Source organism: Pseudomonas sp. R62 (assembly GCF_000257605.1).
GTDB classification, from domain to species: domain Bacteria; phylum Pseudomonadota; class Gammaproteobacteria; order Pseudomonadales; family Pseudomonadaceae; genus Aquipseudomonas; species Aquipseudomonas atacamensis.
In genome coordinates this window covers 470,840-484,140 of the sequence record NZ_JH635999.1, presented here as the reverse complement: position 1 = coordinate 484,140, position 13,301 = coordinate 470,840, and the positions used below count along the sequence as shown (strand labels likewise).

The 13,301-nt window shown below is 57.8% G+C and carries 18 protein-coding genes; 6 read left to right on the top strand and 12 right to left on the bottom strand.

What is annotated here, in order from left to right; genetic code table 11:
• A partial coding sequence (locus OQK_RS20600; protein WP_038861483.1) for a TGS domain-containing protein occupies positions 1–397 on the bottom strand: 397 nt, incomplete at its 3' end.
• A gap of 370 nt (positions 398–767) precedes the next feature.
• On the opposite strand from OQK_RS20600, the gene OQK_RS20595 reads away from it, so the two are divergent.
• Both OQK_RS20595 and OQK_RS20590 read left to right on the top strand, forming a co-directional pair.
• Positions 768–1,070, top strand: coding sequence for a hypothetical protein (locus OQK_RS20595; protein ID WP_016774048.1), 303 nt, complete (start codon positions 768–770; stop codon positions 1,068–1,070).
• Positions 1,071–1,360: 290 nt separating this feature from the next.
• Positions 1,361–1,573, top strand: a complete 213-nt coding sequence (locus tag OQK_RS20590) for a cold-shock protein (RefSeq protein ID WP_003179963.1) — start codon at positions 1,361–1,363, stop codon at positions 1,571–1,573.
• 64 nt (positions 1,574–1,637) lie between these two features.
• Here OQK_RS20590 and OQK_RS20585 read toward each other — a convergent pair whose 3' ends face one another.
• A complete protein-coding gene (locus OQK_RS20585) occupies positions 1,638–1,955 on the bottom strand; it encodes an I78 family peptidase inhibitor (protein WP_016774047.1) in 318 nt (105 codons plus the stop codon).
• A gap of 166 nt (positions 1,956–2,121) precedes the next feature.
• Positions 2,122–2,424, bottom strand: a complete 303-nt coding sequence (locus tag OQK_RS20580; RefSeq protein WP_016774046.1) for a hypothetical protein — start codon at positions 2,422–2,424, stop codon at positions 2,122–2,124.
• Positions 2,425–2,554: 130 nt separating this feature from the next.
• On the opposite strand from OQK_RS20580, the gene OQK_RS20575 reads away from it, so the two are divergent.
• Positions 2,555–2,755: a hypothetical protein gene (locus OQK_RS20575; protein ID WP_016774045.1), complete on the top strand. Its 201-nt coding sequence runs from the start codon at positions 2,555–2,557 to the stop codon at positions 2,753–2,755.
• Between the two features lie 34 nt (positions 2,756–2,789).
• Here the strand turns inward: OQK_RS20575 and OQK_RS20570 are convergent, their stop codons facing one another.
• The 8 genes from OQK_RS20570 to OQK_RS20535 form a co-directional block, all read right to left on the bottom strand.
• Positions 2,790–3,818, bottom strand: coding sequence for a nucleoside hydrolase (locus OQK_RS20570; protein ID WP_016774044.1), 1,029 nt, complete (start codon positions 3,816–3,818; stop codon positions 2,790–2,792).
• A gap of 31 nt (positions 3,819–3,849) precedes the next feature.
• Positions 3,850–4,254: a D-ribose pyranase gene (gene rbsD, locus OQK_RS20565; protein ID WP_016774043.1), complete on the bottom strand. Its 405-nt coding sequence runs from the start codon at positions 4,252–4,254 to the stop codon at positions 3,850–3,852.
• Positions 4,251–5,168 (bottom strand): ribokinase, encoded by a 918-nt coding sequence (gene rbsK / locus OQK_RS20560; protein ID WP_016774042.1) that lies wholly within the window; start codon positions 5,166–5,168, stop codon positions 4,251–4,253. The genes rbsD and rbsK overlap by 4 nt, the downstream gene beginning before the upstream one ends.
• Positions 5,169–5,192: 24 nt before the next feature.
• Positions 5,193–6,212: a LacI family DNA-binding transcriptional regulator gene (locus OQK_RS20555; protein WP_016774041.1), complete on the bottom strand. Its 1,020-nt coding sequence runs from the start codon at positions 6,210–6,212 to the stop codon at positions 5,193–5,195.
• Between the two features lie 3 nt (positions 6,213–6,215).
• The gene (locus OQK_RS20550) at positions 6,216–7,193 is read right to left on the bottom strand and encodes an ABC transporter permease (protein ID WP_016774040.1); all 978 of its coding nucleotides are present in this window, start codon (positions 7,191–7,193) and stop codon (positions 6,216–6,218) included.
• Positions 7,190–8,743 (bottom strand): sugar ABC transporter ATP-binding protein, encoded by a 1,554-nt coding sequence (locus tag OQK_RS20545; RefSeq protein ID WP_016774039.1) that lies wholly within the window; start codon positions 8,741–8,743, stop codon positions 7,190–7,192. The genes OQK_RS20550 and OQK_RS20545 overlap by 4 nt, the downstream gene beginning before the upstream one ends.
• Positions 8,744–8,798: 55 nt before the next feature.
• A complete protein-coding gene (locus OQK_RS20540; RefSeq protein ID WP_016774038.1) occupies positions 8,799–9,755 on the bottom strand; it encodes a sugar ABC transporter substrate-binding protein in 957 nt (318 codons plus the stop codon).
• 198 nt (positions 9,756–9,953) lie between these two features.
• Complete coding sequence (locus OQK_RS20535) at positions 9,954–10,403, bottom strand: hypothetical protein (RefSeq protein ID WP_016774037.1); 450 nt, start codon at positions 10,401–10,403, stop codon at positions 9,954–9,956.
• A 336-nt stretch (positions 10,404–10,739) separates the two neighbouring features.
• On the opposite strand from OQK_RS20535, the gene OQK_RS20530 reads away from it, so the two are divergent.
• From OQK_RS20530 to OQK_RS20520, 3 genes are all read left to right on the top strand, one after another.
• A complete protein-coding gene (locus OQK_RS20530) occupies positions 10,740–11,828 on the top strand; it encodes an asparaginase (RefSeq protein ID WP_016774036.1) in 1,089 nt (362 codons plus the stop codon).
• A gap of 197 nt (positions 11,829–12,025) precedes the next feature.
• Positions 12,026–12,295 (top strand): DUF1654 domain-containing protein, encoded by a 270-nt coding sequence (locus tag OQK_RS20525; RefSeq protein WP_016774035.1) that lies wholly within the window; start codon positions 12,026–12,028, stop codon positions 12,293–12,295.
• A gap of 4 nt (positions 12,296–12,299) precedes the next feature.
• Positions 12,300–12,989 (top strand): endonuclease, encoded by a 690-nt coding sequence (locus OQK_RS20520; protein ID WP_016774034.1) that lies wholly within the window; start codon positions 12,300–12,302, stop codon positions 12,987–12,989.
• An 82-nt stretch (positions 12,990–13,071) separates the two neighbouring features.
• Here OQK_RS20520 and OQK_RS20515 read toward each other — a convergent pair.
• On the bottom strand, positions 13,072–13,301 hold a 230-nt coding region (locus tag OQK_RS20515), incomplete at its 5' end, for an SPOR domain-containing protein (RefSeq protein ID WP_016774033.1).

Sequence of the window (13,301 nt, the reverse complement as noted above, 5' to 3'; positions counted from 1 at the left end):
CGTAATCCTTCTCGATCAGCTGCTGCATGCGCTGTTCGATGGCCGCCATGTCTTCCGGCGTGAAAGGACGCTCGTAGGCGATGTCGTAATAGAAGCCTTCGTCGATGACCGGGCCGATGACCATCTTCGCGGTCGGGTACAGCTGTTTGACCGCGTGGCCAACCAGGTGCGCGCAAGAGTGGCGAATGATCTCCAGCCCCTCTTCATCCTTAGGCGTAATGATTTGCAGGGTCGCGTCGCTGCTGATGATGTCGCTGGCGTCGACCAGTTGGCCATTGACCTTGCCGGCGAGCGTGGCCTTGGCCAGACCCGCACCAATGGATGCGGCGACCTCGGCTACGGAAACCGGGTGATCGAATGAACGTTGACTGCCGTCGGGAAGAGTAATAGTTGGCATGGCGCCTCCTCTCCTAGTGGTGACCCCTACCAAAGGTCACGTGGGTTGGGATGAGCCAGTACAAGATCCGATCCAGGCCATTCAATGACGAACGCCTGCCTTACAGCGGCAGGAGCCTTGCGGCCAACCGGAAAACCGAACCAGAGTGACTGGGATTCAAATCGGAAAAATTCGCACGCCGACCGCTTCGGGACTGAAGGTCATCCGAAGCCTGAGAACGCTTGAGCCCGGCATGCTAGCACAGATGAGCGGTCGCCTACGCCCTGATTTGGCAGAAGGCCAAATGTCCGTTTTTATGCCAGAGTGCTGAACTTGATAGGCCGTTGCGCCCTCAGATAACAAGACATTGACCCACAAGGAGCATCCTCGCATGCGTCTGAAAAGCTTATTCGCCGTCGTCGCCCCCGTCGTCCTGCTGCTGCCACTGAGCGCCCATGCCGACTGGCCGAAAGGCGAGCGCGAAAAGTACATGGCCCAGTGCACTCAGGCTGCGACCCAGCAAATCGGTGCTGCTGCGGCGAAATCCCACTGCGCTTGCGGAGCTGACGCCATCAAGTCCTATCCGGCCAGCGACATTCAGGCGCTGATGGACAACAAGGCGACTCCTGAATTGCAACAGAAAGCCCTTGGCCAGATCGCCAAATGCAAGGCAAATACCGCCCCGAAAAAATAAGAAAACCGGGTATTAATATCGGCTGAAAGGCGGAAAAAAGTGCTGGAAATGAGCCATTTCAGACGATTTATGCAGGTTTTACAGGTTTTTTTATCGTCTTTACGTTTCGCTGAAAGCCTTTCAAACCGGGGCTTTCAGCAGAGACGGGTGGTAAAGAAAACACGACTGATTGGCAAACAGCACGTCCGGGGGGCTCCCAAAGCGAACATTTCGACTATGATACCCGGGTGTGCCCAGTTGGCCTGAGCAGCACAGTACTACTGAAAATATATGTTTCTTGGAGATACACCATGTCTAATCGCCAAACCGGCACCGTTAAATGGTTCAACGATGAAAAAGGCTTCGGCTTCATCACTCCTCAAGGTGGCGGTGACGACCTGTTCGTACACTTCAAAGCTATCGAATCCGACGGTTTCAAAAGCCTGAAAGAAGGCCAGACCGTCTCTTTCGTGGCTGAGAAAGGCCAAAAGGGTATGCAAGCTGCACAGGTTCGCCCAGAGTAATTTCTCGGTGCACTAAAAAAACCCCGTCCAAGTGACGGGGTTTTTTATGTCTTGAACAAAGTGTTCAGCCGCAATTGACGCGGGTAACCACCAAGTTGTTGTCGGTGTTCAGATTCAGGCGATCGGAGCGGTATTCCAGGGTGATCATGTCGTTTGGCTTGAGGAAACGCGCATTTTGCGCCCCAGCCTTGGCACGTGCCTGATCCAGCAATTCAGGGGATGCCTTCTTGCCGATGGCGAATTGCGCTGCCGATGCTTCGCAGCGGCTGTTCCCCGATTCAGCAGCCACGGGTTCCTTTGCGGACTCGCTGGAGGTTGTGCTGCAACCAGCCAACAGCGCAGCGGCCATCAGTGCACCCAGTGTCGCGAACTTCAAAGGCATGAAGCCTCCTTGTTTTCAAATGTTTAAGCAGAGATCGTGCGACCGCCAATGCGGCGTTTGGTTTCAAGGCTCAAGCCATGCCCTGCCCCACGAGCGGAAAAATGCCGAGTTTGCCTGAGCTGCGCGCGGCGACTCAGCAAACAATCGTGACTGAATATTAACGACCTCAATAAACGTCGATGTAGTCATACGGCGGATTCGGCCAGTTGTCCTTGAGCGCGTTGAAAATCTGCATCACCCAGACTTCATCACTGGCTGCGACGTTCCCCACATAGCCGGAGCCCTTTGCCCAGGTTTCCAGGCGAAACAGCAGACCGTCGATATCCTGCCCACCGGTCACGGTGGACAGATAGGCGATGCCGTCTTTGGTCACGCGCAATTGGTTGTGTACGTCGTCACTGGCTGAGGCGAGCAATTGGCGCACTGCATCGAGTGTGAGGCCGTCAGGGCTATTCAGATCGATCTGCACAACAGGGTCCTTGGTAAGCCGGAAAAGACCAAGTGTCGCATAGCGCTCCGCTCATGCCTAAGTCGCAGTGCCAAACGCCGCGCAAAATGGTTAACTCGAAAAACAGACATCCTGACCTTTCGAGCCTCCCATGACCAGTGTAAGCATCGACGCCGCCATCAACGCCAAATGGGCCGAAGGACACAGCTCTTACAGCCCCGGCACGACGGAAGAACTGGCGCTGATCGGCATCGATCTACTGGTCAAGGAGTTGGGGATAGAAGCGGCGCAGCATTTTATCAACCAGGTATTCGAACGCTATCCGATCGGCCAGGCCGAACAGCCGCAGTGAAAACCCGCAGGCAAACTGCCTGCGGGTCGACGACTTATTTCAGGCGTTTCAGGCGCTCGGTCAGCAGATCAAAGAATCCCTGGGCGTCGCCATTTTCGACCCAGAATGCATTCTTCGGCGCTTTCAGGCCGTCATACCAGTCAACGATGGTCTGGCCGAATGTCGGTCCTTCACGGCTATCTACCACGACGTTGACCGCCCGACCGGTAAACAACTCAGGCTTGAGCAGATACGCCACAACGGTGGCGTCATGCACCGGGCCGCCGGGAATGCCGTAGTGCTCCATATCGCCCTTGATGTATTCGTTGAGAATGTCGCCGACGATCTTGCTCGCATTGTTGTTCAGCGCGGCGATCTGCTTCAGGCGTGCATCGCTGGTCAGGATCTTGTGGGTCACGTCCAGCGGCAGATAGGTGAGTTTCACCCCGCTCTTGAGCACCACCTCGGCAGCCTGCGGATCAGCGAACAGGTTGAATTCAGCCACAGGGGTGATGTTGCCACCGTTGAAATGCGCCCCGCCCATGATCACCACTTCCTTGATGCCCTGAACGATCTCCGGCTCCTGGATCAACGCCAGAGCCAGGTTGGTCTGCGGGCCGAGCATGGCGATGGTGATGCTGTGCGGTTTGGCCGATTTAAGAGTGTCGATCAGATAATTGACCGCATTTCCTTTCGCCAGGCCTTTCTTCGGCTCGTGAACCGTCACGCCCGACAAGCCTTCCTTGCCATGAATGTTCTCGGCGTAAATCGGCGTGCGCATCAGCGGCTTCGGTGCGCCAGCGTAAACCGGCACATCTTCGCGCCCTGCCCATTCGCGAGCGAGCCGCGCGTTACGCGAAGTCTTGTCCAGGCGCACGTTGCCAGCGACGGTGGTCAAGGCTCGGATATTCAACTCATCCGGCGAAGCGAGGGCAAAGAGCAAGGCGACCACGTCGTCAGCGCCCGGATCGGTGTCGATGATCAGGTCGATCTTTTCCGCCGCCTGAGCGCCGGTCGCAGTTATCACGGACAAAAGCAGCAGACCCCGAAGCAGTTGATGGAGTTTTTCAGCATAGCGTTGCATAGCGCATTCCTTGTGCAGGTGAAATCGGAAATCAGAATGTAACTCCGGCGACCAGAACGATGTTGCAGTACGGCTGACATTCTCCTGTACGAATGATCGCCCTGGCTTGTCGGCTCAGTACCTTGAACTGCTCGTGAGTGAGCAGATCCCTACGGCCCAGCGCGCCCTCTTCGTTCATCGCGTCCAGATCGGCCAGCGCCGAGGGCTGTTTATCGAAGATCTCTTTGGCTATCACATGGCTTTCCACCTGCATCTCGCTGAGTACGACTTTCAGCGTGCTGACGAAATCAGGGATGCCATGGGTCAGTGCCAAATCAATCAGCTCGACACCCGGCGGCACGGGCAAACCGGCGTCGCCAATCACGACCATGTCACCGTGGCCAAGCGAAGCGATCAGTCGCGACAGCGCGACGTTGAGCAAAGGAGTCTTTTTCATGCGGGTCTGAACGCCTGTACTTCGGACATGGTTGGAATCGACGGTTGTGCACCGGCACGGGTAACCGACAGTGCAGCGGCGATCTGACCGTAGCGGATCGCCTCGTCCTCGGATTTGCCATTGGCCAGCGCTGCGGCGAAACCGCCGACAAAGGTGTCGCCTGCGGCCGTGGTATCGACCGCCTTCACGGTCGGCGCGGGGAAGTGTTCGAAGCCCTTGCCATTGGCGAACAACGACCCCTGCGCGCCCAACGTGACGATGACTTTGCCCGCGCCCATGGCAATCAACTGAGTGGCAGCCGTTTCTGCCGACTGCAGCGAGTCGACAGCGAGCCCGCTCAATGCGGCGGCTTCGCTTTCGTTGGGAATCAGATAGTCGATGGCGGCAAACCAGTCTGCCGGCAAAGGACGGCTGGCCGGCGCCGGATTGAGGATGACGGTCTTGCCCAGTTCACGTGCACGCTTGAGCGCATGCCCGACCGTCGCATCGGGAATCTCGAGCTGACAGATCACCACGTCGGCGGCCTGTAAAACCGCGTCAAAGCGGTCGATCACTGCTGGCATCATCGCGCCGTTGGCACCGGCGACAATCACAATGGCGTTCTGGCTGTTGTCATCCACCACAATCAGCGCCACGCCACTGGAATCTTCTACGACGCTGACAGCCTGGCAGTCGATGTGCTCGGCGAGCAAGGCATCGCGCAATCGCACACCGTAGTCGTCATTTCCCACGCAACCGATCATCGCCACCTGCGCGCCCAGACGAGCAGCAGCAACCGCCTGATTGGCGCCCTTGCCGCCAGACACCGTGGCAAAGGAATGACCAATCAGCGTTTCACCGCCGCGCGGCAGCCGTGGCGCCCGGGTGACCAGGTCCATGTTCAGGCTGCCTATTACCACTACATTTGCTGGCATACATCACTACTCATCAATTCGGTTTCAGCGATATTCGGTGAACACGCCGGACAGCGGCGCGGTCGATTCGCGCAGGACAATACTCGGGGTCACTATGCGTTGATCGGTGCCCGATTCCGGCGCAGCAATTCTGCGCAACAGCACTTCGGCGGCCATCTCGCCCAGTTGCAGGATCGACTGGCCGACCGTGGTCAGCGCCGGATAGACATAACGACTCATCTGAATGTCATCGAAGCCGATCACCGACAGCTCGGCCGGCACTCGCACGTTACGTTCGGCCGCTGCGCGCAGCACACCGATACCAATCATGTCGTTGCCGGCAAAAATCGCACTGGGCGGATTGCTTTCAAGCAGCCGGGCAGCGGCGTTGTAACCGCCGGTGCTGGTGAAGTCGCTTTCCAGCATGCGCTCTTCGCGCACCTCGATTCCCGCCTCTTGCAGCGCTCGGCAGTAACCGGCCTGACGCATTTGCGCCACGCTGGTACTGGCCGGACCGCCGATTGTAGCGATGTCGCGATGCCCCAACTCGAGCAGGTGACGGGTTGCCAGATAAGCGCCGTATTCGTGGTCGATGCGCACCAGATCGGCATTTACACCTTCCAGGCCCCGGTCGACGATGACCATCGGCGTCTTCACGCCCGCCAGTCCTTGCGCCAGACCACTGTCACCGCCAGCGGAGGCGACGATCAAACCGTCGATGCGCTTTTCCAGCAACACACGCAAATAACTGCGCTGCTTGTCCGGGTTGTCGTCGGAGTTACAGAGGATCACGCAATAGCCGTTGCGCTCGCAGTAATCCTCGATTCCGCGCGCCAATTCAGCGAAGTACGGGTTGAGGCTGTTAGGCACCAGCAGGCCGATGGTCGCCGTGGTTTTGGCTTTCAGCGAGCGCGCCACGGCACTGGGAACGTAGTCGAGGCTCTTGATCGCCGCCTCGACTTTGCGCCGCACTTCCTGACTGACCGGGCGGGTGTTGTTCACCACGTGCGACACGGTCGTGTAGGAAATGCCCGCGAGCGCCGCTACATCCTTGATCGTTGCCATGGTTCAGCCCCGGCGACTGGCGCGTTGACTGCGATAGGTGTCGAGCACCACAGCGATAACGATTACCGCGCCGGTGATGATGCGCTTGGTCGGCTCCGTCGCACCAATCTGCGCGAGACCGGCTGCCAGAACGGAAATGATCAACACACCAAAGAAAGTGCTGATCACCGAACCGCGCCCGCCCATCAGGCTGGTACCGCCGATAACCACCGCCGCGATCACTTGCAGTTCCAGGCCCGAACCTGCGTTCGGGTCAGCCGCCTCCAGACGCGAAATCTGAAACAGAGCGGCAATGCCCGCCAGCAGCCCCATCAGGCTGAACACCAGAATCTTGTAGGGCTTGGGATTGATCCCGGCCAGCCGCACGGCTTCTTCGTTGGTGCCGATGCCGATCAGGTAGCGGCCGAAAACAGTGCGGGTCAAAACTGCCTGCGCGATGAAGATCACCAGCAAAGCGATGATGAACGAGGGTGAAATACCGAACGCGATCGGATTCGACAGCCAGGCGAACGCATCGCCGATGTACGCAGTCCGCGACCCGGTCATCTGATACGCCACACCGCGGGCCATTTCCAGCACGCCGAGGGAGACGATGAACGACGGAATCCGCCAGGCCACGGTGATCGAGCCAGTGATGGTCCCGGCCAGAGCCGCCACCGCCATGCCGAGCAGCGCCGCTGGCAAAACGCTCCAGCCCCAGCCGAGAATCGCAACGCTGACCGTCGATGCGGCCAGCGCGAGGACCGAGCCGACGGACAAATCGATGCCGCCGATGATCAGCACAAAGGTCATGCCTACCGCCAGCACCATCAGGTCGGGAATCTGGTTGGCCAGGGTGCTGAAAGTGTTGTACGAGAGAAAATGGCTGCTCAGGACCGAGAACAGCGCAATCATCGCCAGCAAGGCACCGGCCAGGCCCAGATAAGTACCCAGGCCAAAGAAATTGCCACTACGTTTACTGGCAGAAGATGCAGTTTTCATGGGAGATCCCTAGGCGCTGCTTCATTGAGCAACGCATCACGTTTCTGGTAGCCGGCGAAAGCGGCGGCAAGCAAATCATCCTGGGTCCAGCTGTCGCGCTCGAAGGTGTCGATCAGACGTCCCGCCGAGAGCACGCCAATCCGGTCGCAGATCAGCATCAACTCACGCAAGTCACTGGACACCACGACCAATGCCTTGCCCTGGCGGGTCAACTCACCGAGCAAACCGTAAATATCGAACTTGGCGCCGACATCAATCCCGCGAGTCGGCTCGTCGAACAGCAGCACCGAACAGTCGCGCTCCAGCCAGCGGCCGATCACGACCTTCTGCTGATTGCCGCCGGACAGTTCCGAGACCAGCTGCGTAGGGCTCGAGCTGCGGATACGCATGGCTTCGATCTGACGCTGCGCCAGGGAGATTTCGTCGCCGTTGTTGACGAAACCACCACTGGAGATTTCCGGCATGTTGCCCAAGGCGATGTTGGCGCTGATCGACTGACTGAGCAGCAGCCCTTCGCCCTTGCGATCCTCGGTGATCAACGCGATGCCGTTGCGTACGGCATCCACTGGCGAGCGGACACTCACGACCTTGGCCGGGGAGCCGAGCGCGATGGTACCGCTGTCGGCAGCATCGGCACCGAATATCAGCCGCAGCAATTCCGTGCGCCCTGCCCCGATCAATCCGGAAATACCGAAGATCTCCCCGGCACGCACTTCGAAGGAGACGTCGCGGACTTTGTCCGAACGCGTCAGGCCGTTGACCGTCAGCGCCGGAACGCCGATCTTGCGCGGCCCCATGTCGATGTGTTCGCCCAGTTCGCGACCGACCATCAAGGTGACCAGTTGCTCGCTGTTGTAGTTGGCCATCGGCTCGACGCAGACCAGATTGCCGTCACGCAGCACAGCAATACGCTGCGCCACCCGCGCCAGTTCTTCGAGACGGTGAGAGATATAGATGATGGAAACGCCGCGAGCCTGCAATCGGGTGATCTGCTCGAAGAGCATTTCGACTTCGCGCGCCGTGAGCATCGCGGTCGGCTCATCGAGGATCAGCACGTGGCAATCGCCAATCAGGTTGCGCGCGATTTCGACCATCTGTTGATGACCGATACCCAACTCGCCAACCAGTGTGTCCGGGTCGATCGCATCGAGGCCGACCTGCGCCATGGCTTCGATCGCCGCCTTGCGCAACTGCTTGCGGCTGATCCAACCCGCGCTGCTCGGCAGATTATCCAGAAACAGGTTTTCCGCCACCGACAGCGTCGGCAACAGATTGAGTTCTTGCATGACCATGCGCACGCCAAGCTCTTCAGCCTGGGTACGGCTGCCAGGACGATAGTCCTTGCCGTGGAATTGCATCTGGCCGGTAGTGGGCGTGACCAGACCACCAATGATCTTCGACAGGGTACTTTTGCCGGCACCGTTTTCGCCGGTAAGCGCCAGTACTTCACCGCGCATCAGCGTCAGATCGATGCCGGTGAGCACCGGTTGCGCATAGGTCTTGCCGATACCGCTGACCGAGAGGACAGCGTTCGGGGCGGAAACTGACATAGAAATCTCCATGCGCTCGCCCGGACGGACGAGCGCCGTTGTGTCGCCAGATGACTTACTGGGTGACCAGTTCGACCGGTGTTTCGATCACGCCGTTGGCACCGCTGTCGACTTTCTCGCCTTTGATGATCTTCAGTGCGGTTTCGATGCCGAACACGGCCTGCTTGGCTGCAAACTGGTCAGCAGTGGCCAGCACGCGGCCGTCCTTGAGCATTGGCTTGATCGCATTGATGTTGTCGTAACCGACGACTTTCACCTGCCCAGCCTTACCAGCGGCACGGACTGCGGAAACGGCACCGACTGCCATGCTGTCGTTACCGGCCAGCAGCGCTTTGACATCCGGGTATTCACTGAGGATCGAAGCCGCAACCTTGTTGCCCTTGTCGATTTCCCAGTCACCGGACTGCAGCGAGACCACTTTGATCTGCGCGGCTTCCATCGCGTCCTTGAAGCCGGCCGTGCGTGCCTGCGCGTTGGTGGTGGTGGACACGCCTTCGATGATGCCGACCTCGTCGCCCGCCTTCAGTTGCTTGGCCAGGTATTCGCCGACCAGACGTGCACCCTTGCGGTTGTCCGGACCTACGAAAGGCACGTTGATGTTTTTGCTTTTGACCACGGCGGGATCAAGCTGGTTGTCGATGTTGATCACCGTGATACCGGCGTCTACGGCCTTCTTGATAACCGGCACCATGGCCTTGGAGTCAGAAGGCGCGATCACCAGTGCATTCACCTTGGCCAGGATCATCTGTTCGACGATGCGAGTCTGGCCGGCGGTGTCGGTTTCGTCCTTGATGCCGTTGGAGATCAGATCGAAATCGGCGGAGTGTTCTTTCTGGTAGGCCTTGGCGCCGTCTTCCATGGTCAGGAAGAATTCATTGGCCAAGGATTTCATGACCAGCGCGACTTTGGGCTTTTCTACAGATTCGGCGAATGCCGAGGAGACAGGTAGTGCGGCGGCTGTGGCAGCCAGCATAGCGACAGCAAGAAGACGTGCGGCGAATGGCAGCTTCATGGGTTCACTCCGATCTTATGATTATTGTGAGCAACGTTTGCGCTGACGTAACCTACGTCACGGCTCCGGGAGATAATACCCTTCCAAGCCGCGCAAACGTTTGCGTAGACCGAACTATGAGAATCCCGCCGGCATTTGTCAACAATCAGAAATCGTCTTTTGTTGTAGGCCGAATCGCCGAATTGGCAATTTGGCGCTTCAGGCAGTCGTATTGACCAAGCCGCCGCTGGGAGCGCTTTTCGACATCTCCTTGACCAACGCACCCGCCACTTCCGCCAGTGCGGCGCTGGTTTGCGCGATCTGGCCCTGAATCGACATCACTGCCTGGGATTTCGCTTCGGGAGTCGGATAGCTTGCGGCCTGAGCCGCAGCCAGTTGCTGTTGCTGCTCCTGAAGTTGTTTTTGCAACTCCTTCATCCGCTTGAGCAGTGTCTTGACGGTAATGCTGAGATTGCTGTCAGCCTCGGTTTCACTGTTTTCCTGCACAGGACCACCACCGGTTCTGACCTGATTCTTCTCAGTCTTTTCGGTACCCAGCGCCTGCGCCGATGCCTCATTGGTCGCGTCGTTCAGGGTGTTGATCGTGGCTGCTGTTTTACCGCCGATGGTGACTGCAGCGGGATTGGCAAAACCGACCGTCAGTGACATGTGAACTCCTAAGATTTGGTTTCCTTGAGGACGCATCGGCCTGGGAGCACATTTCTTTAGCAAGGATTTGTCACCCGCCTGGCTTTTCAGAGATTGCCTATCGGCGAGCCGAACAAGAATCCCGCTGTCGTTCGGAATCCCGGATGGGTGGGTCCTCAACGATGCTCCAGCCACCGACAAATATTGATTTAAATCATTGGGTTAAACATTTTCCGCCAGCACATTACGCATGGTATGAATCCTGCTCCCGTCCTTGCACCTCAAGCATTCAGATCGGCTTGGGGCGCATCTAGATGAACCTGCATCAGCACCGTCTCACGACTAGAGAGAAAAATAATGAAATCTGCTTTTAATACCTTGATTCCGGGCGCATTGGCCCTCCTCCTGCTCCTGCCTGCTGCCCTTCAGGCAAAAGAAGTCGAAACCCAGACCAAACTGGCCAACGTCGTTGTTCTCGCCACCGGCGGTACCATCGCCGGCGCTGGCGCCAGTGCCGCCAACAGCGCCACCTATCAGGCAGCGAAAGTCGGTATCGAACAACTGATCGCCGGTATCCCTGAGTTGAGCAAGCTGGCTAACGTGCGTGGCGAACAAGTCATGCAGATCGCTTCGGAAAGCATCACCAACGACAACCTGCTGCAATTGGGTCGTCGCGTTTCCGAACTGGCTGACAGCAAGGACGTCGACGGCATCGTTATCACCCACGGCACCGACACCCTCGAAGAAACCGCGTACTTCCTGAACCTGGTCGAGAAAACCGACAAGCCGATCATCGTCGTCGGTTCGATGCGTCCGGGCACTGCCATGTCGGCAGACGGCATGCTCAACCTGTACAACGCCGTCGCCGTGGCGAGCAGCAAAGAAGCGCGCGGCAAAGGTGTACTGGTGACCATGAACGACGAGATCCAGTCCGGTCGCGACGTCAGCAAAATGATCAACATCAAGACCGAAGCATTCAAAAGCGCCTGGGGTCCGCTGGGCATGGTGGTCGAAGGCAAATCCTACTGGTTCCGCCTGCCGGCCAAGCGTCATACCATGGATTCGGAATTCGACATCAAAAACATCAAGAGCCTGCCTGACGTAGAAATTGCCTACTCCTACGGCAACGTCAGCGATACCGCCTACAAGGCATTGGCGCAAGCCGGCGCCAAAGCCATCATCCACGCCGGCACTGGCAACGGTTCGGTATCCTCTCGCGTGGTTCCATCCCTGCAAGCCCTGCGCAAGGATGGCGTGCAGATCATTCGCTCGTCCCACGTCAACGCTGGCGGCTTTGTCCTGCGTAACGCCGAACAGCCTGACGACAAATACGACTGGGTTGTCGCTCACGATCTGAACCCGCAAAAAGCCCGCATCCTGGCGATGGTCGCGCTGACCAAGACCAACGACAGTAAAGAGCTGCAACGGATGTTCTGGGAATACTGATTGAACATCGCCTGATCACGTCTCGATCGGGCAATTGCGCATCACCTGCCAGCTTGGCAGGTGGTGCCCCGCTTACACCCTTCCAATACTTTTCCCACAAAAATCTCGACAAGCCCTACACCAAAACCGGAAACCCGCTGTCAGAGGATTTTCTTGAATTTTAAGCAGTTGCGAAATCGCTTACAGTTAAATACTGTATGCACGTACAGCTTAATAAGGATAACCTCGTGGCCACCTCTCCTGCTGCTCCTGACGCTTACGAACGCATGGGTATGCGCGTTCAGAAAATCATCAATTCCCCCACCGCACAAAAAGCCAAAGCCGCACTGATTTTCCGTCTGCCGGATGAGCCGATGGACGACTGGGAGCGCTTGCTCGAGGAAATCGACGAGAACGACAACGTTACCCTCGCTTATCGCGATGACGGTGGCGTGCAGATTTTTTGGGTTGTGCCGAAGGAAGATTGATTCAATGAGTGTCCGCTGTGTTGCTTTGCTGTTGTTGTTTTTCGCCGTGGGCGCCCAGGCTGGCGCCCCACGTACATTTTCCGAAGCCAAGAAAGCCGCGTGGAAACTTTATGCACCACAGTCCACGGAGTTTTACTGCGGCTGCAAGTACACCGGCAACAAGGTCGACCTGAAGGCTTGCGGCTATGTGCCGCGCAAGAACGCCAAGCGTGCATCGAGAATCGAATGGGAGCACATCGTGCCGGCCTGGCAGATCGGCCATCAGCGACAGTGCTGGCAGCAAGGCGGACGCAAGAATTGCACGCGTTACGATCCTGTTTATCAAAAGGCCGAAGCTGACTTGCACAATCTGGTGCCGAGCATTGGCGAGGTCAACGGTGACCGCAGCAACTTCAGCTACGGCTGGTTGCCGGTGCAGTCCGGCCAATATGGCTCCTGCCTGACGCAGGTCGACTTCAAGGCCAAGAAGGTCATGCCCCGCCCTTCGATTCGCGGCATGATCGCCCGCACGTATTTTTATATGAGCAAACAATACGGACTGCGCCTGTCGAAGCAGGATCGGCAGTTGTACGAAGCGTGGGACAAGACCTATCCAGTGCAGGATTGGGAACGTCAGCGCAACCAGAGCGTGGCGTGCGTGATGGGGCGCGGCAACGAGTTTGTCGGCTCGGTAAATCTGAAAGCCTGCGGCTGATTGCAGCGGAAATAAAAAGGCCTCGAGCGTTATGCTCGAGGCCTTTTTAATGTCCGTTCAGCGTGTTTTGAAGGCGCTTCGCTTATGGCGTTAGCGGATGCTCGATCACCACCGATTCGATATTTTGTTTCTTGGCTTTTACCAGCGCTGCATCGACCTGCACCTTGCGCGCCTCGGCGTCAGCCTGGGAATTGAACGGACCGATCAGAATTCGTGTTTTACCGCTGCCGTCCTTGACGACCGTCGGAACGAAAGCGTGCTCGATCAACCAGCCGCTCAGGTCACTGACGGCCTGAGGAGTCTCGCCACGCA

Bases quoted from the DNA above. Each gene is read 5' to 3' on its own strand.
- OQK_RS20595 (WP_016774048.1), top strand. From the start codon at position 768: ATGCGTCTGAAAAGCTTATTCGCCGTCGTCGCCCCCGTCGTCCTGCTG.
- OQK_RS20590 (WP_003179963.1), top strand. From the start codon at position 1,361: ATGTCTAATCGCCAAACCGGCACCGTTAAATGGTTCAACGATGAAAAA.
- OQK_RS20585 (WP_016774047.1), bottom strand. From the start codon at position 1,955: ATGCCTTTGAAGTTCGCGACACTGGGTGCACTGATGGCCGCTGCGCTG.
- OQK_RS20575 (WP_016774045.1), top strand. From the start codon at position 2,555: ATGACCAGTGTAAGCATCGACGCCGCCATCAACGCCAAATGGGCCGAA.
- OQK_RS20570 (WP_016774044.1), bottom strand. From the start codon at position 3,818: ATGCAACGCTATGCTGAAAAACTCCATCAACTGCTTCGGGGTCTGCTG.
- rbsD (WP_016774043.1), bottom strand. From the start codon at position 4,254: ATGAAAAAGACTCCTTTGCTCAACGTCGCGCTGTCGCGACTGATCGCT.
- rbsK (WP_016774042.1), bottom strand. From the start codon at position 5,168: ATGCCAGCAAATGTAGTGGTAATAGGCAGCCTGAACATGGACCTGGTC.
- OQK_RS20555 (WP_016774041.1), bottom strand. From the start codon at position 6,212: ATGGCAACGATCAAGGATGTAGCGGCGCTCGCGGGCATTTCCTACACG.
- OQK_RS20550 (WP_016774040.1), bottom strand. From the start codon at position 7,193: ATGAAAACTGCATCTTCTGCCAGTAAACGTAGTGGCAATTTCTTTGGC.
- OQK_RS20545 (WP_016774039.1), bottom strand. From the start codon at position 8,743: ATGTCAGTTTCCGCCCCGAACGCTGTCCTCTCGGTCAGCGGTATCGGC.
- OQK_RS20540 (WP_016774038.1), bottom strand. From the start codon at position 9,755: ATGAAGCTGCCATTCGCCGCACGTCTTCTTGCTGTCGCTATGCTGGCT.
- OQK_RS20535 (WP_016774037.1), bottom strand. From the start codon at position 10,403: ATGTCACTGACGGTCGGTTTTGCCAATCCCGCTGCAGTCACCATCGGC.
- OQK_RS20530 (WP_016774036.1), top strand. From the start codon at position 10,740: ATGAAATCTGCTTTTAATACCTTGATTCCGGGCGCATTGGCCCTCCTC.
- OQK_RS20525 (WP_016774035.1), top strand. From the start codon at position 12,026: ATGCACGTACAGCTTAATAAGGATAACCTCGTGGCCACCTCTCCTGCT.
- OQK_RS20520 (WP_016774034.1), top strand. From the start codon at position 12,300: ATGAGTGTCCGCTGTGTTGCTTTGCTGTTGTTGTTTTTCGCCGTGGGC.